The 15,403-nt window shown below is 33.5% G+C and carries 22 protein-coding genes; 3 read left to right on the top strand and 19 right to left on the bottom strand.

What is annotated here, in order from left to right; genetic code table 11:
• Positions 1-7 precede the first annotated feature (7 nt).
• From secD to TTHE_RS07790, 14 genes are all read right to left on the bottom strand, one after another.
• Complete coding sequence (secD, locus tag TTHE_RS07730; RefSeq protein WP_041587449.1) at positions 8-1,243, bottom strand: protein translocase subunit SecD; 1,236 nt, start codon at positions 1,241-1,243, stop codon at positions 8-10.
• 57 nt (positions 1,244-1,300) lie between these two features.
• Positions 1,301-1,822 (bottom strand): gamma carbonic anhydrase family protein, encoded by a 522-nt coding sequence (locus TTHE_RS07735; RefSeq protein ID WP_013298034.1) that lies wholly within the window; start codon positions 1,820-1,822, stop codon positions 1,301-1,303.
• A complete protein-coding gene (gene scfB, locus TTHE_RS07740) occupies positions 1,819-3,183 on the bottom strand; it encodes a thioether cross-link-forming SCIFF peptide maturase (protein ID WP_013298035.1) in 1,365 nt (454 codons plus the stop codon). The genes TTHE_RS07735 and scfB overlap by 4 nt, the downstream gene beginning before the upstream one ends.
• Before the next feature lie 63 nt (positions 3,184-3,246).
• Positions 3,247-3,384 (bottom strand): six-cysteine ranthipeptide SCIFF, encoded by a 138-nt coding sequence (gene scfA / locus TTHE_RS13970; RefSeq protein WP_013298036.1) that lies wholly within the window; start codon positions 3,382-3,384, stop codon positions 3,247-3,249.
• Positions 3,385-3,438: 54 nt separating this feature from the next.
• Positions 3,439-3,831: a TIGR04086 family membrane protein gene (locus TTHE_RS07745; protein WP_013298037.1), complete on the bottom strand. Its 393-nt coding sequence runs from the start codon at positions 3,829-3,831 to the stop codon at positions 3,439-3,441.
• Between the two features lie 107 nt (positions 3,832-3,938).
• Positions 3,939-4,223, bottom strand: a complete 285-nt coding sequence (yajC, locus tag TTHE_RS07750) for a preprotein translocase subunit YajC (protein WP_013298038.1) — start codon at positions 4,221-4,223, stop codon at positions 3,939-3,941.
• A gap of 1 nt (position 4,224) precedes the next feature.
• Positions 4,225-5,349 carry a tRNA guanosine(34) transglycosylase Tgt gene (gene tgt / locus TTHE_RS07755; RefSeq protein WP_013298039.1) on the bottom strand — a complete coding sequence of 375 codons (1,125 nt, stop codon included), beginning with the start codon at positions 5,347-5,349 and terminating at the stop codon, positions 4,225-4,227.
• A 15-nt stretch (positions 5,350-5,364) separates the two neighbouring features.
• On the bottom strand, positions 5,365-6,390 hold the full coding sequence (gene queA, locus TTHE_RS07760) for a tRNA preQ1(34) S-adenosylmethionine ribosyltransferase-isomerase QueA (RefSeq protein WP_013298040.1): 1,026 nt from the start codon (positions 6,388-6,390) through the stop codon (positions 5,365-5,367).
• Between the two features lie 29 nt (positions 6,391-6,419).
• Entirely contained in the window at positions 6,420-8,000 is a 1,581-nt protein-coding gene (locus TTHE_RS07765) for a SpoIID/LytB domain-containing protein (protein ID WP_013298041.1), read from the bottom strand.
• A 21-nt stretch (positions 8,001-8,021) separates the two neighbouring features.
• On the bottom strand, positions 8,022-8,234 hold the full coding sequence (locus tag TTHE_RS07770) for a DUF2905 domain-containing protein (RefSeq protein ID WP_013298042.1): 213 nt from the start codon (positions 8,232-8,234) through the stop codon (positions 8,022-8,024).
• A 9-nt stretch (positions 8,235-8,243) separates the two neighbouring features.
• Complete coding sequence (ruvB, locus tag TTHE_RS07775) at positions 8,244-9,239, bottom strand: Holliday junction branch migration DNA helicase RuvB (RefSeq protein ID WP_013298043.1); 996 nt, start codon at positions 9,237-9,239, stop codon at positions 8,244-8,246.
• A gap of 9 nt (positions 9,240-9,248) precedes the next feature.
• Positions 9,249-9,815: a Holliday junction branch migration protein RuvA gene (gene ruvA / locus TTHE_RS07780; RefSeq protein ID WP_013298044.1), complete on the bottom strand. Its 567-nt coding sequence runs from the start codon at positions 9,813-9,815 to the stop codon at positions 9,249-9,251.
• A complete protein-coding gene (ruvC, locus tag TTHE_RS07785; protein ID WP_013298045.1) occupies positions 9,812-10,309 on the bottom strand; it encodes a crossover junction endodeoxyribonuclease RuvC in 498 nt (165 codons plus the stop codon). The genes ruvA and ruvC overlap by 4 nt, the downstream gene beginning before the upstream one ends.
• 78 nt (positions 10,310-10,387) lie before the next feature.
• The gene (locus tag TTHE_RS07790; RefSeq protein ID WP_223814577.1) at positions 10,388-10,942 is read right to left on the bottom strand and encodes a hypothetical protein; all 555 of its coding nucleotides are present in this window, start codon (positions 10,940-10,942) and stop codon (positions 10,388-10,390) included.
• Between the two features lie 143 nt (positions 10,943-11,085).
• Here TTHE_RS07790 and TTHE_RS07795 point away from each other — a divergent pair, with 143 nt between their 5' ends.
• On the top strand, positions 11,086-11,532 hold the full coding sequence (locus TTHE_RS07795; protein WP_013298047.1) for a chemotaxis protein CheW: 447 nt from the start codon (positions 11,086-11,088) through the stop codon (positions 11,530-11,532).
• Positions 11,533-11,541: 9 nt separating this feature from the next.
• On the opposite strand, the gene TTHE_RS07800 is transcribed toward TTHE_RS07795, so the two are convergent.
• Positions 11,542-12,276, bottom strand: coding sequence for a YebC/PmpR family DNA-binding transcriptional regulator (locus TTHE_RS07800; protein WP_013298048.1), 735 nt, complete (start codon positions 12,274-12,276; stop codon positions 11,542-11,544).
• Between the two features lie 193 nt (positions 12,277-12,469).
• Between TTHE_RS07800 and TTHE_RS07805 the strand changes: the two genes are divergently transcribed.
• Together TTHE_RS07805 and TTHE_RS07810 are read left to right on the top strand one after the other, a co-directional pair.
• Complete coding sequence (locus TTHE_RS07805; protein WP_013298049.1) at positions 12,470-12,829, top strand: sulfite exporter TauE/SafE family protein; 360 nt, start codon at positions 12,470-12,472, stop codon at positions 12,827-12,829.
• A gap of 22 nt (positions 12,830-12,851) precedes the next feature.
• Positions 12,852-13,265, top strand: a complete 414-nt coding sequence (locus tag TTHE_RS07810) for a sulfite exporter TauE/SafE family protein (protein ID WP_013298050.1) — start codon at positions 12,852-12,854, stop codon at positions 13,263-13,265.
• A gap of 73 nt (positions 13,266-13,338) precedes the next feature.
• Here TTHE_RS07810 and TTHE_RS07815 read toward each other — a convergent pair whose 3' ends face one another.
• From TTHE_RS07815 to TTHE_RS07830, 4 genes are all read right to left on the bottom strand, one after another.
• A complete protein-coding gene (locus TTHE_RS07815; RefSeq protein ID WP_013298051.1) occupies positions 13,339-13,728 on the bottom strand; it encodes a CoA-binding protein in 390 nt (129 codons plus the stop codon).
• Positions 13,729-13,744: 16 nt separating this feature from the next.
• On the bottom strand, positions 13,745-13,990 hold the full coding sequence (locus tag TTHE_RS07820; RefSeq protein WP_013298052.1) for a hypothetical protein: 246 nt from the start codon (positions 13,988-13,990) through the stop codon (positions 13,745-13,747).
• 72 nt (positions 13,991-14,062) lie between these two features.
• Positions 14,063-14,710: a YigZ family protein gene (locus TTHE_RS07825; protein WP_013298053.1), complete on the bottom strand. Its 648-nt coding sequence runs from the start codon at positions 14,708-14,710 to the stop codon at positions 14,063-14,065.
• A 73-nt stretch (positions 14,711-14,783) separates the two neighbouring features.
• Positions 14,784-15,212 (bottom strand): NUDIX hydrolase, encoded by a 429-nt coding sequence (locus TTHE_RS07830; protein ID WP_013298054.1) that lies wholly within the window; start codon positions 15,210-15,212, stop codon positions 14,784-14,786.
• Between the last annotated feature and the right edge of the window lie 191 nt (positions 15,213-15,403).

Here is a 15,403-nt window from a genome sequence, read left to right on the forward strand (position 1 = left end):
CGCCTCCTTATGCACCGTATACTCTTATGTTTTTCGTAAATTCTGTATCAACAACTGATTTTAACAAAAATCTAGAAACAGTAATTGCTGTGAACATACTGGAAATAACACCTATTATAAGTGTTAAAGCAAATCCTTTTACCGTTCCTGCACCCATGAAAAACAAGACAAATGCAGCTATTAGCGTTGTAATGTTTGAATCAAATACTGCAACAAATGCTTTTCTAAATCCGGCATCTAAGGAAGCTCTTATAGATTTTCCTGCTCTCATCTCTTCTTTCATTCTCTCAAATATGATTATGTTGGCATCAACAGCCATGCCTATTGACAAAAGCATACCAGCTATACCTGGCAAGTCCAAAGTTACATGCAATAAAGCGTATACTATAAAGTTTATAAGTATGTATATACCTAAAGCAATATCCGCTATTAATCCCGGTAATCTATAGAAAGCTATCATAAACAGCAAAACTATTACTAGTCCATACAATCCAGCTTCTTCACTAGCCTTTAATGCACTAGGTCCTAGTGTTGCTCCAACAGAACTGTATTCAACCTGCTTTAATGTAACTGGAAGTGCACCACCTCTTATTAGATTCGCTAAATTTTTGGCTTCAGTAAAATCTTTCATACCATTAATAACTGCCTCACCACCAGTAATTTGTTCCTTTACTACTGGTGCTGATATTGTCTTATTGTCAAGAACTATCGCTATTTGTTGACCTACAAATTTCCCAGTAGCATCAGCAAAAGCTTTCGCACCCTTGCTGTTTAAATCAAGCGTAACTACTGGCTCCTGTACACCAGTCTGACTCGTTTGATAGACTGCTTTTGAGTCTTTAACATCCGCACCTGTTAATATAACCTTGCCATCCGGACCTACAAATTTAAGCTGGGCTGTCTGACCTAAATACGAAATAACTTGGTCTGGATCATTTACACCCGGTATCTCTATCCTTATCCTATTCGAGCCCTGTTGAACTATAAGCGGCTGTGAAACACCCAGAGAGTCTACTCTATTTCTTATTATAGAGATCGCTCTTGTCATTGCATCCTGTGTTACTTTTCCTTCCGCTTGTTCTAACACATAAACGCCGCCCCGCAAATCAAGCCCCAGCCTTATGCTATCTTGAACTGGCTTAATTGAATAATTTCCGGCATTAATACCATAAAAAGCAACATAAGCTACTATTACGGCAAGTACGATTACTGATAAAAATTTTGCCAATCCTCTCGATCTCATCATAATCCCCTTTCTTTTGTTCGCTATGTTTTATTATATTACTTTTATTGTAAACGGTCAATTACTTAATTTTTTAAAATGTGATTTTGCTATCTCTATATAATGACGATAGGATAAATCAAGACTTTTTATCTCATCTTCATTTAAATAGCGTACAAATTTTGCAGGATTACCAAATACCATAGAACCTCCTTTTATCACCTTGCCACCAGTTACAAGAGCGCCTGCACCAATTATGCAATTGTCTTCAATAACCGCATCGTCCAAAATGATTGCTCCCATACCTATCAATACATTATCGCCAATTTTTGCTGAATGAATTATCGCATTGTGTCCAATTGTACAATGTTTGCCTATTATGCATGGATGACCTTCTGTAACATGTACTATACAATTATCTTGAATGTTAGTACCTTCTCCAATCGTTATTTCGTCTATATCACCTCTTATAACAGCTCCATACCATATGTTTACATCCTTATCTATTTTTACTCTACCAATTATAGCTGCAGAATCTGCTATTAGTGCGCTATTGTCAATTATTGGAAAATATTTTCCAAATCCTTTAATCAACGTCATTTCCTCCTCAGTATTTCATATGTTTTTATTGCTATAGCACATTCAAATCTCTTTTTCTGCATTTCGCATGACAGTTCATGTGGTTTATTTATATCTCCATTCATATTATAATTATTGGCAAAGCATCCACCGCTGCAATAAAATCTCGCCCAACACTCGCTGCATTCTTTTCTCTTATATATGTCGCTTTTCATAAATTGGCTTTGCAATTGTGTATTTTCAATTCCGCTATCTACGGTTCCTAATTTATATAAATCATTACCTACAAATTGATGGCATGGATATATTTCACCATCTGGCGTTATTGCTGCGTATTCAAATCCAGCTCCGCAACCCTGAAGCCTTTTCTTTATACAAGGACCATTATCTAAGCTGATTTTAAAATGATAAAAAGAAAATGGCCTTCCTTCATCAATCCTTTTTATATATTCTTCTGTAAGTCTATCATACTCTTTTAAAATTCTTTCCATGTGTTCTTTTTTTATGGAATAATCAGTATCTTCCTTTTCTACCACTGGCTCTACAGATATCTCTTTTATACCCATGTCGGCCAAGTGCAAAACATCATTTGTAAAATCTAAGTTTTTTGCTGTAAAGGTTCCTCTAACATAATGTTCTTTATTGCCTCTTTTTGAAACAAAATTTTTAATCTTTGGGGCTATTACATCATATGAGCCACTACCATCAATCCTTTTTCTCATGCCGTCATTTATCTCTTTTCTGCCATCAAGACTTAATACAACATTAGAAAAATTCTCATTTATATATGATGCCTTTTCATCATCAAGCAATACTCCATTTGTCGTGATTGTATATTTAATGGTTTTTCCATGTTTTTTAGCTTCTTGTCTTCCGTACTCAACTATCTTTTTTACAACTTCAAAGTTTAAAAGTGGCTCTCCGCCAAAAAAGTCTACCTCCACAATCTTTCTATTGCCTGAATTTTTAATTAAGAAATCTATCGCTTTCTTTCCAACTTCATACGACATCAGTTTCCTGCCGCCTTTAAAATCGCCTGTCGATGCAAAACAATAGCTACATCTTAAATTGCAATCATGTGCCACATTCAGACAAATAGCTTTTATAACAGAATCCGTCCTGTTTATATCTAAATCCTTGTACACATCTTCAGAATAAAGAAGTCCTTTATTTCGTAGAGATTCTATTTCTTCATATGCATCTTTAATTTCATCTTCAGAATATTTATTTTTAAGCAAACTAACTATAGTATTAAAATCATTTTCAGTGTACAAGTCTAATATTTCATACGTCAAATCATCCACAACATGAATTGATCCGCTTACTGGATCAACTACGATATTCATTCCAAGTTGTTTATATTTATGTATCTGACTATACATTTTAACCTCCTATACATTTTAAATGGCAGTAATAAAATATTACTGCCATCAGCCTATGTAAAATTAATTTTGGCACTCCTGATTTGCAACAGTGCACGACGTTTTACATGCAGACTGGCATGATGCCTGACATTCACCGCAACCAGGCTTTTTAAGGCTATCTTTTAATGATGTTCTATTGATTGTTACAATATGTCTCATTTTCATACCTCCTCTTCCTAATTGATTATATCATATAATTTGTGACAATAAAAGTTAAAGATTAATGCCTATCATACCTCCAATAGCACCTAAGATAATTCCCCATAAGAGCTTTAAAGCTATGTCTGAAGTTAATCCTACTTCTTTTAAAAAATAGGTACCTAGAAATAACATTATCAGAACATATAGAAGACCAGCCAATCCACCATTTAGCCATCCTTTGCTTCTTGTATGACGTGCAGCTATTGCACCAGCCAAAACTATGCCAATTATCGTTATCAGCATTGTAAGTGTAGGAAGTGTTAATTCTGAAAGGGGTGTGTACGTCAATATTAATGCATACACAATGAAAAATGCCAGCGTAATTATATAACTTACCAATAGCCCTATGATTATGCCAGGTATATTTAATGTTCTATTATCATAATTTTGAACTTTGCCCTTCAAGTATGGCACCTCCCTCTTATTCATCAATAAATTTTATGCAGTTAAAGAAAACAATATTACATTTTCATTTAATCCCATAAAAAAAATGCGGTTACCCGCATTTTTGTTTATTTATTTTCACTTTGAGAGTTTAAAACTTTTCCAACTGACCATTTAGCTATCTTCAGTTTAACCTTGTCAGCACCGACTTCAATTGTAATTGCATCATCTTTTATGTTTAATATCCTGCCGAATATACCGCTTTTCGTCAAAATTTCATCTCCAGGTTTCAATGCATCAATCATCGCTTTCTCTTTCTTTTCCCTTCTCTGCTGTGGCAATATTAGTAGAAAGTAAAAAATTGCCATAAAAATTACAATTTCGCCAATCAAATAAATCGTCTGAGCGTTCATTTTATTCCTCCTTATATTCATATTTTTTATAAAACTGTGATTTAAATTCAAGCAGCTTGTCTTGCTTAATTGCCTCCCTAATGTCTTCCATGAGTTTTGTCAAAAATCTTAAATTATGTATTGTCGCAAGCCTCGCCGCTAAAATTTCGTTAGCTTTAAACAAATGTCTGATGTATGCCCTTGAAAAATTCTTACATGTATAGCAATCACATTCACTATCCAATGGAATAAATTCCTCTGCATGTGGCGCATCTCTTACTATAAGCCTGCCACTGCTAGTCAATACAGTGCCATTTCTCGCTATCCGCGTAGGTAAAACACAATCAAACATATCAACTCCTCTTATGACACCTTCTATCAAATCATCGGGACTTCCCACTCCCATCAAATATCTGGGTTTATCCTGCGGCAATAAATCTGTCGTATAATCAACTACATGATACATCAATTCTTTTTCTTCGCCAACACTTAGCCCCCCAATTGAATATCCCGGAAAATCCATGTCAACTAATCTATTTGCACATTCTCTTCTTAGATCATCATATGTACCACCTTGAACAATTCCGAAAAGAGCTTGTTTGTCAATATTTTTGTGTGCTTCTTTCCCTCTTTTTGCCCATCTTAAAGTCATCTCCATGGAATTTTTGACATAGTCGTAATCAGCCGGATAAGGCGCACATTCATCAAATGACATGATTATGTCCGCGCCTAATGCATTTTCAATCTCTATGACTTTTTCAGGAGTCAAAAAATGTCTTGACCCATCTAAATGTGAACGAAATTCCACCCCATCTTCTGTAATCTTTCTTAGTGGTCCCAAGCTAAATACCTGAAATCCACCGCTGTCAGTCAATATCGCTCTGTCCCAATTCATAAATTTATGCAGTCCACCAGCTTTTTTTATAACTTCATGACCTGGCCTCAAATAAAGATGATATGTATTGCTTAGTATTATTCTGGCACCTATCTCTTTAAGTTCTTCCGGTGTCATGGTTTTTACTGTTGCTTGTGTTCCTACAGGCATAAATACAGGTGTTTCTATGTCACCGTGTGGAGTATGTAAGACCCCCAGCCTTGCTTTTGTCATTTTTTCCTTCTTTATCAAGTCATATTTTATCGCTGTCATTATATCCTCCCATTTTTAAATGATTAGCATTGCATCACCAAAACTATAAAATCTATATTTATTGTCTATAGCTGTTTTATATGCATTCATGACATTTTCCTTGCCTGCAAAAGCAGATATCATCATAATCAATGTCGATTCCGGCAAATGAAAATTAGTTATAATACCATCTATGGCTTTATACTTATATCCTGGATATATAAATATGTCAGTCCATCCACTACCAGCATGAATAATTCCATTTTCATCAGCTACTGTTTCAAGAGTCCTTGTAGATGTTGTCCCAACTGAGATAATCCTTCCACCGCTTTCTCTGGCGGTGTTAATCGCCTGTGCTGCTTCTTCTGTAACAGTATAAAATTCGGAATGCATTTTATGCTTTTCTATTACCTCTTCTTTAACAGGTCTAAAAGTTCCAAGTCCCACATGAAGAGTTACAAATACCGTTTTTACGCCATATTTTCTTATGTCATCTAAAAGCTTATTTGTAAAATGTAAACCTGCTGTAGGCGCAGCAGCCGAACCTTCATGTTTTGCATAAACCGTCTGATACATATTTTTATCTTCTAATTTTTTCTTAATATACGGTGGTACAGGCATTTCACCTAATTTATCAAGTACTTCTTCAAAAATACCTTCATAGCTAAATCTAACAATTCTTCCGCCTACATCTGTGTTTGAAATAACTTCTGCTTTTAACTCCCCATTGCCGAAAATGAACTTTGAACCTATTTTAGCTCTTCTTCCTGGCTTAACTAATATCTCCCATTCGTCACTGCTTAGCCTTTTCAAAAGGACAAATTCAATCTTGCCACCTGTATCTTCTCTAACACCTATTAACCTTGCTGGTATTACCTTTGTGTCATTCAAAACCAATACATCATTCGGATTTAAATAACTTATTATATTTTTAAAAATATCATGTTTTATCTCACCTGTTAACCTATTTAAAATCATCAATCTTGACTCGTCTCGGTTTTTTAACGGCTCCTGTGCAATAAGCTCTTCAGGTAAATCATAATAAAATTCATGTAAATTCATATTTGTGCCTCCAAATATTACTGTATTATTTATAAAGCCTTGTTATTAATTGTATCATAAACGTCAATACCTTTATAGTAGTATTTTAATATATCAATATAATTATACCCATGATCTGCCATTCCGCGAGCTCCATATTGACTTAACCCAACCCCATGTCCAAAACCGCTTCCATTTATTGTATACGACGCAGATGGAACCTTTTGTCCACTTATCTTGGCTGTGCCACTTTGACCCAAAACATATACATCACCACTGCCAACAGTTTTCAATCCGTTAGCAGATATAACACTTAAATTAGGTAAAGATTTTTTTACAACACCTTGCTGCGATAATATGTACGCTTCACTATCACTGTTTACACCATTGTTGTTTATTGTTATCATCGTACTTTTTAAATTAAAAAAACTTCTTATGTCGTTTTTGTTCAAAACATAGTTCCCCTTATCACCATAAATTGTAACTTGTATAGCTCTGCCCGTCCAACTTTTGCTTGTTACCTTGACATCAACCACATTTCCTACATCAACTCCACTGCTTTTCAATTTTTGTTCAATAGAATCTGCCGTAACATCCACCGACCAATTATCAAGAGACTCGTTATAGCCAAATACATATTTATCCTCAACGCCTCTTAAATAAGGAACACTATTTGAATAAACATTTTCACTATCTTCCGTATAACCACCGCTATGAGAATGGAATATAGCTTCTATTGGCTTTCCATTATAAACAGCAATTACGCCCTTTGTATCATCAACAGCTTTGTTTGAATTGGGATTTTCACCGTCAAATCCATTATACGCCTGACAATTTACATCATTTGTTAAATCAAATCCATACTTACTATACTTGCCTAAATTATAGACAGCATAAGTTCTTGCTGCCACAGCTTGCGCTTTTAATGCTTCTATATTCCAAGAAGCCGGCATTTCCGCTGGCACAACGCCATATAAATATTCTTCTAAAGGCAATACATTTATTGCAGTCATATCACTTCCTTGTTGCCTTATAAATTCATAATAACCTCTGTACTTTTTTCCATTAATAGAAATTGGATTATCACCAGTTAAGTTCATAAGATAAAGTGTATTGCTTTCAGCATACAAAAACACATTTTTACCGTTCTGAGTAATCACTATATTTTTATTTGGGGATACTATCTTTATATCCGGAAATTTCGCTATTAAACTTTTCATTGCCGAATTTGCGTCAGATTGGTTTGAATAAGGACCAATGTAAATATGGAAACCACTGTCATATCCAACAATCGAATTTGGAATGCTTGTACTTATTTTTGATTGTTCACTTTCTGCAGTTGCTTGATCCTGGAAGTTTCCCTCTTGAAGATAAAAATTGTCATCTTTCATCACTTGAACACTGCTTGAAGCTATGTTATATATGTATCTGATATTTCCAGAATTGTCATTTGCGCCTAATTTAAAGCCACTTACAGAAGATAACGAATAAGATGGCAAAGAACTTGAGCCATAAAAAAGCCCAATCTTCACTAAACTTGGCATGTCAATGCTGGCATTAACGTAGCTTAACGTACTGGTTAAAATAAGTAAAAACAATAAAAAGACAGCTACATACTTTTTCGACCTCACATCAAATACCCCTTTACATTTTTATTTTCTAAAAAACCACAATATAATCGTTAAAAGCAGACTAATTATAATAGATGTCATCAACGGAAAGTAAAAAGTAAAATTGCCTCTTTTTAGAATAATATCACCAGGCAAATGACCAATCCCAAATTTTCCTCCCAACAACAAAATTATACCTACTATAACCAAAATTACACCAATGCTGATTAAAACTTTTCCAAATTCTTGAAACATATCTACCCCTCATTCAGGAATACTGTAGTTTAAATATTCATATGCTAATTTTGTTGCTATCCTACCTCTAGGAGTTCTGTTCAAAAAACCAATCTGCATTAAATACGGTTCATAAACATCTTCTATTGTTTCACTTTCTTCACCTATTGATGCAGCAATAGTGTCTATCCCTACAGGACCGCCTGAAAACTTTTCTATAATAGACTTTAGCATTTTTCTATCGATGTGCTCAAGACCCATATCATCAACGCCCAACATATCAAGAGCATCTTTGGCAGTTTCAAAATCTATAAAGCCATTACCTTTTACTTGTGCAAAATCTCTCACTCTTTTTAAAAGTCTATTTGCTATCCTAGGCGTCCCTCTAGAACGCCGTCCCAATTCATATGCAGCTTCATCATTTATACCTATATTTAGTATAGCAGACGACCTCTTTATTATTTCACTTAAATCATTGACAGAATAAAATTCTAGCCTCATAATAACTCCAAACCTATCCCTCAGTGGAGACGTCATTAATCCCGCTCTAGTCGTTGCCCCTATAAGCGTAAAATGCGGCAAGTTAAGCCTTAAAGATCTAGCGCTCGGTCCCTTTCCTATAATTATATCTAATTCAAAGTCCTCCATGGCAGGATATAATATCTCTTCCACACTTCTATTTAATCTGTGTATTTCGTCTATAAAAAGAATGTCATTCTCCTGCAGATTAGTAAGTATTGCTGCTAAATCTCCGGCCCGTTCTATTGCCGGTCCAGAAGTTATCCTTATGCCAACACCCATTTCATTTGAAATGATATTCGCAAGAGTTGTCTTACCCAGACCCGGTGGTCCAAAAAGCAGCACATGATCAAGAGGCTCATTTCGCATTTTCGCTGCTTCTATATAAATTTTTAATTCCTCTTTTATCTTTGTTTGACCTATGTACTCAGACAACCTTTTAGGCCTTAAAGAATACTCGGAGGCATCTTCTGGTGTAAAATTTTGTGTTAAAATTCTGTCCTCCATACAATCACCTTATTTCATAAGCTTTTTCAATGCCTCTCTCAAGGCATTTTCAGTATTAGTACAATCTATCCCGTATAATGCTGATATCGATTCTTGTCTGGTATAACCAAGAGATAAAAGTGCATTTAAAACATCTTCTGATGCATCATCAATTTTAACTGCTTCTGCGTTGTTAATAAATAATTTGTCTTTAAGTTCCAGTATTATCCTTTGAGCTGTTTTCTTGCCAATACCTGGAGATTTCTCTATAATCTTTGAGTCACCATTTTTTATGGCATTATAAAAATTATCAATCGAAATTGTAGATAAAATTGAAACTGCTGCCTTTGGTCCTACCCCATTTACAGCAATCAATTTTTTAAAAATTTCCATCTCATTTATTGTCAAAAAGCCATAAAATTGAAATCCATCCTCTTTTACATGCAAATATGTATAAAGTTTTATTATATCGTTTGTATTTGGCAATTCTCTCAACGTACTTGTTGGCACGATTATTTTAAATCCTATACCCAGCGTCTCAACAACAACATAATCAATACCTCTTTCTACAATGGCACCTTTTATATAATCTATCATTTTAATGACCCCAATTTCATATTCATAATATTGCTATTGCAGTGACAAAGGGCCACCGCCAATGCATCAGCCACGTCATCAGGTTTTGGTATCTCATTTAAGCCTAATATAGCTTTAACCATATTCTGAACCTGTTTTTTTTCCGCCCTCCCATACCCTACAACAGACTGTTTCACTTGTAGAGGCGTATATTCAAAAACATCTATTCCGCAATTAACCGCAGCCAAGATGGCAACTCCTCTAGACTCGCCTATAGTAATAACAGTCTTAGCATTTTTATTAAAAAAAAGTTCTTCAATAGCCATAACATCAGGTCTATACTTCTCAATCAATAATATCGTACCATCGTATATTTCTTTAAGTCTTATGCTTTTTTTTATACCCACACGCGTTGTAATTGCACCGTACTCTAAAACTTTAAATTTACCGCAATCATCATCAATTATTCCATAGCCCATAATCGCTATTCCGGGGTCTATCCCAATAATCCTCATCTAAAAGTCCTCCTCGTATAATATTTTAACATCTATCTTATACATAGACAAGAAAAAACTCCCTAAATTTTAGGGAGTTTAACTGCTTAAGTTTGCAAGTATCGAATATGCTTCATCAATGTCTTTTACTACTATATTATTTAAAATCCTTTCTTTATCATTTGGATTTAAATTATTTACGGAGATATCAGTTTTTTCAACTAAAGAACGACCTCCATTGCCATCGCTTTTAAATAATGACACATATCCGTCCGAACTTGAGATTATATAATAATCCGATGGAAAACCATTTTTTTCTCTATATAAAACGATCCTGTCATTTCTAAATTCTTTTATACTCCAGCCGCTATAAATCTTCGCTATATCTTCTTTGCTCTTTCCATAAAGTGAAGCCCCGATTTTTTGCTCTTCTCTTGTAAGATCGCCATTCCCCTTATATAAAGTTTCAAAAATCAATTTGCCACTTGGTCCTATAGAATCTTTTGACATCACACTATTAACGCTTGACTTTGTATACTGCGGTATTTTTGAAGGGCGATTATAAAATTTAATATAGTATAGGTATCCAGCCAAAAAGATTATTATTATAAAAATCAGTATAATAGATATAGTTCTCTTTCCACGAAATTTCATAATATAACAACCTACCTTTTGTATTTTAGCTACTTCCACTTTTTTGTAATTATAACCAATAAAAATTTTTTTATACATAAAAATTTTTGAAGGATTTTGTAAAATTGTATCGAATAATATCATTCGAGAGGAGATGGTTTATTATGCTAAATCAAATAGTTATATTTAAATTAAACGACGAAGAATTTTGCGTCGACATAATGGATGTTCTAGAAATAATAAGAATGCAAACTATAACAAAAGTACCTGATGTACCAAGTTTCGTAGAAGGTATAATCAATTTAAGAGGTACTGTCATTCCTATTATAGACCTTAAAAAGAGGTTAAAGTTGAAATTGACTAATTACGATGATGACACTAGAATAATAATAATCAAAATCAATGAAAAGTCTGTTGGCTTCATTGTAGATTCTGTAACAGAAGTGCTACACGTTGAAAACGGCTCTATAAAAGAAGCACCCGACATAATAGCAGGAATCGGAAAAGAATACATTGAATCTGTCGTAAGTTATGACGATCGTTTAATTATAAACTTAGATTTGGAAAAAATACTGACAGAAAATGAAAAAAAGGAAATAGAAGAAATGTAGTCATTTCTTCTATTCCTCTTCATCTGGCACATCTACATTATGGTATATTTCCTGTACATCATCATTTTCTTCAAGCTTTTCAATGAATTTTTCAAATTTTTCATAATCGCTGTCAGAAAGCTTTACTGTGTTCTGAGGTATCATAGTTATATCAGCAGATGACATCTCATAACCAGCACTTTTTATAGCATCTTTAACTGCCTGAAAATTAGAAGGATCTGTCAATATCTCATATTCATCACCATCAGAAGAGAAATCATCGGCACCCGCATCTATAACAAGCATAGCTAACTCATCCTCATCAATGTTTTCACTTTTTTCAATGGTTATAAGGCCTTTTTTATCAAACATCCAAGCAACACAGCCAGAAGAACCGAGGCTGCCTCCGCTCCTATCAAATATATGCCTTATATCGCCTGCAGTTCTATTTTTATTATCTGTTAAAGCTTCAACTATTATCGCAGAACCAGCAGGGCCATATCCCTCATAAACAACTTCTTCAAGATTTCCGCCACTTAATTCGCCAGTCCCCTTCTTGATTGCCCTTTGTATATTATCATTGGGAAGATTATTAGCTTTTGCTTTTTCTATAGCATCTCTTAATTTACTGTTTGTCTCCGGATCTCCGCCTTCCTTAGCAGCCATTATTATGTCTTTAGTAAGCTTTGTAAATATTTTACCCTTCTGTGCATCCATCTTTTCTTTTTTGTGCTTTATATTAGCCCATTTTGAATGTCCAGACATAAAAAACCTCCTTTACTTAGTGCCAAAAATATTTTATCAAAAAACATCCCATAAGTAAAATTTTTAATTTTCATAATGATACCATACAACTTTTCTATAATATTTTCTAATCTCACATAAAAATTTTAAACCTATACATATCTTATGTCAATTGATACAAGAATATATTATAAATAGTTTTTTAGGTGATAAAATGGCTAATCGAATAAAATTGCTAATAATCGGTTTTGTTACAGGAATCTTAAACGGATTATTTGGAGCCGGCGGTGGTACAATTATTGTGCCTTTTATGGTTTTCTTGCTGGGAATAGAAGACCATAAAGCACATGCTACCGCAATATCCATAATATTGCCACTTACAGTATTGAGTTCTATAATATACATAAAAAATGGTATATTTAATTTTCCTACAACATTAAATGTTACTTTAGGCAGTGTTATAGGAGGATTGTTGGGGGCATTTCTTTTGAACAAAGTTCCAATAAAATATTTGAGAAAATTATTTGGAATAATAATGATAATCGCTTCAATAAGAATATGGATTATTAAATAAAGCATGTGAAAGGATCGTCACAATGAAATTATTTATAATAGGAATTCTAGCAGGAATTATCGGCGGCATGGGCATAGGCGGTGGGACAATATTGATTCCAGGTTTGACAATATTTGCTAGCGTTGAACAACATCTCGCTCAAAGCATAAACTTGCTATCGTTTATCCCAACTGCCTCCATCGCACTTTTATATCATTTGAAGCAAAAAAACATAATGACAAATATAATTTTTTATATCATAATAAGCGGTTTGATTGGAAGTTTCATCGGCTCGTATATATCTATTTATATAGATTCATACTTTTTGAAAAAAATGTTCGCTATATTCTTATTTCTCATGGGAATTTATGAAATAATATCTAAGCAAAAGATAGGTGAAAGTAAAAATGAAAAAATACAAAATAAAAAAAACAAACAAAAAATTCAAAAGAAGTAAATTAAACACTGAAATTTGTGAGAATTACTATGTTACAAATGATGTTAAAGGCGATGGAAGAGGTGAGACTTGATTATTTTCGTCTATCTGTTTCCATCATAACACATGTATTATAGACAACATTTAGTCCTAGATTATTGGCTTTTTCAATCAATTCATCACTTTCTGCCCCTGGCTGGAACCATATAATATCAACACCTAACTTTGATGCTTCCTCCACAAATGCATCACCTATTTTAGGTGATACAACCATGTCAACAACTTCTGGAACTACAGGCAATTTCGATAATGATTCATAGCATAAATCGCCGTCTACAGTTTCATAATTGGGATTAACAGGATATACAGTATATCCTTCAAGTTTTAAATTTTTGTATATCTTGTATCCAAATTTATTTTTTCTGTCTGTTGCTCCTACAACAGCCCAAACCTTTCTTTTCAATGCCTCTTCAACATAATCCATTCTATCACCTTCCTGTTTATCCTAAATTAATCGTAAGATAGCTATTTGTCCTCTCTTGAAATTTACCGTCTATATAAGACGTTTCATCAATTGGCTTCACAAGCAAAACCGATGTGTAAGAATGTTTTCTTTTGGCTCTTGGCATTCTGTTGCCACTCTCGAATGCTTCAATTATATTTTTTGCTTTAAAGTACCTTGCAATAGTTATTTCTTTTGAATTGCCTACATGTCCACATGAAATTAACACTTTATAATAGCTCATTTGAAGCACCTCCGAAAAAATTTTGGCAATTCAAATTGATTTTATTAAATTTATATACAAGGTACAAATTGTTTATTCTAAATATTTATCATCTTTTTTATATAGATATATATCTCCACCCTCTTTCACAACTGACCTTGAGTTTGTCAAATCCACAATGTATTTTACAAACTTTTCTTTATCCACAAATGGGACATATACATTCAATATAACTTTGTCAGTATAATCAATGTTTTTAATTATAAAATTATTTTTTAATAAGTCATTTTGTACTGTTCCTAAAATTGTATAATCAATAGTAACATATAAACTTTTAAAGAGAATCTTCTCCACAATTTTAGCAGCTTCTATTCCTAATTTTGCTCCTTTGACATATGCTCTTATTAAGCCACTAGCTCCAAGTAATATGCCTCCAAAATACCTCGTCACAACAACAGCAGTATTTTTTAACCCTTCGCTTTTTATAACATTTAAAACAGGTACACCTGCTGTACCTGAAGGCTCTCCGTCATCGCTATACCTTTGAATTTCATCTCTATCTCCTAATATATACGCATATACATTATGTGTTGCATTTTTGTGTTTTTCTTTTATACTTTGGATAAAATCTATTGCCTCTTCTTCAGACATCACCGGTTTTGCATGACCTATAAATTTTGAGCGCTTTATTTCTATTTCTTGGCATCCATATTCATATACCGTTCTATAATTATAAAGCAAATTACCACCTCATAATAATTATATCAAATTATTCCATAAAAATAAAAGCCGCATGGCTTTTATTTTTGCAAGTCTATGCAATTACTTTGCTTAAAGACTTGTATTTGTAATAAGAAACGTTTACTAAAGCCCTGTCTTGACTGTAAGTAATAAGATCTAAAGCTTTGTCAATCGGGTAAAATCCACCATCTGAAAAGCCATCTTCAGTGCTAATGTTAAATTCTTGATCATCAGTGGACATTAAATACCATGTGATTTTATTATAGACAGGACGTTGACGTGTAACAGAATAGAACTCATAGCTGGTTTCTCCTGCAGTGGATAAGACATTCAAAGATTTTAAACCGGTCTCTGCTCGTACCCTTCTTAATGCAGCATCAACAGACAATTCATTGTTTCTTATTGCACCTTTAGGCAATACCCATTCATTTTTCTCATTTTTCAGAAGAAATACTTCATCTCCTCTGAATACAACTCCTCCAGAGCATTCCCTTATTAACATATATAAGCCCCCTAAGCTTTTTATATTTTATTGTGATTTTGTATCACAATATTTGCTATATTATATAATATTCTTTACAAACTTTTAAATTCCTTCTAAAAAATTTATTAATTTTATTTTTATTATTGGCAGTTTTAAGAAATTTATGTATAAATTATTTCAAATTTCCTAAAATGGTTAAAAATCTTCGT

It is taken from the genome of Thermoanaerobacterium thermosaccharolyticum DSM 571 (assembly GCF_000145615.1).
In the GTDB taxonomy this organism is placed as follows: Bacteria; Bacillota; Thermoanaerobacteria; order Thermoanaerobacterales; family Thermoanaerobacteraceae; genus Thermoanaerobacterium; species Thermoanaerobacterium thermosaccharolyticum.

Coding starts and splice junctions, on each gene's coding strand:
- secD (WP_041587449.1), bottom strand. CDS start 1,243: ATGAGATCGAGAGGATTGGCAAAATTTTTATCAGTAATCGTACTTGCC.
- TTHE_RS07735 (WP_013298034.1), bottom strand. CDS start 1,822: ATGACGTTGATTAAAGGATTTGGAAAATATTTTCCAATAATTGACAAT.
- scfB (WP_013298035.1), bottom strand. CDS start 3,183: ATGTATAGTCAGATACATAAATATAAACAACTTGGAATGAATATCGTA.
- scfA (WP_013298036.1), bottom strand. CDS start 3,384: ATGAGACATATTGTAACAATCAATAGAACATCATTAAAAGATAGCCTT.
- yajC (WP_013298038.1), bottom strand. CDS start 4,223: ATGAACGCTCAGACGATTTATTTGATTGGCGAAATTGTAATTTTTATG.
- tgt (WP_013298039.1), bottom strand. CDS start 5,349: ATGACAGCGATAAAATATGACTTGATAAAGAAGGAAAAAATGACAAAA.
- queA (WP_013298040.1), bottom strand. CDS start 6,390: ATGAATTTACATGAATTTTATTATGATTTACCTGAAGAGCTTATTGCA.
- TTHE_RS07770 (WP_013298042.1), bottom strand. CDS start 8,234: ATGTTTCAAGAATTTGGAAAAGTTTTAATCAGCATTGGTGTAATTTTG.
- ruvB (WP_013298043.1), bottom strand. CDS start 9,239: ATGGAGGACAGAATTTTAACACAAAATTTTACACCAGAAGATGCCTCC.
- ruvA (WP_013298044.1), bottom strand. CDS start 9,815: ATGATAGATTATATAAAAGGTGCCATTGTAGAAAGAGGTATTGATTAT.
- ruvC (WP_013298045.1), bottom strand. CDS start 10,309: ATGAGGATTATTGGGATAGACCCCGGAATAGCGATTATGGGCTATGGA.
- TTHE_RS07790 (WP_223814577.1), bottom strand. CDS start 10,942: ATGAAATTTCGTGGAAAGAGAACTATATCTATTATACTGATTTTTATA.
- TTHE_RS07795 (WP_013298047.1), top strand. CDS start 11,086: ATGCTAAATCAAATAGTTATATTTAAATTAAACGACGAAGAATTTTGC.
- TTHE_RS07800 (WP_013298048.1), bottom strand. CDS start 12,276: ATGTCTGGACATTCAAAATGGGCTAATATAAAGCACAAAAAAGAAAAG.
- TTHE_RS07805 (WP_013298049.1), top strand. CDS start 12,470: ATGGCTAATCGAATAAAATTGCTAATAATCGGTTTTGTTACAGGAATC.
- TTHE_RS07810 (WP_013298050.1), top strand. CDS start 12,852: ATGAAATTATTTATAATAGGAATTCTAGCAGGAATTATCGGCGGCATG.
- TTHE_RS07815 (WP_013298051.1), bottom strand. CDS start 13,728: ATGGATTATGTTGAAGAGGCATTGAAAAGAAAGGTTTGGGCTGTTGTA.
- TTHE_RS07820 (WP_013298052.1), bottom strand. CDS start 13,990: ATGAGCTATTATAAAGTGTTAATTTCATGTGGACATGTAGGCAATTCA.
- TTHE_RS07830 (WP_013298054.1), bottom strand. CDS start 15,212: ATGTTAATAAGGGAATGCTCTGGAGGAGTTGTATTCAGAGGAGATGAA.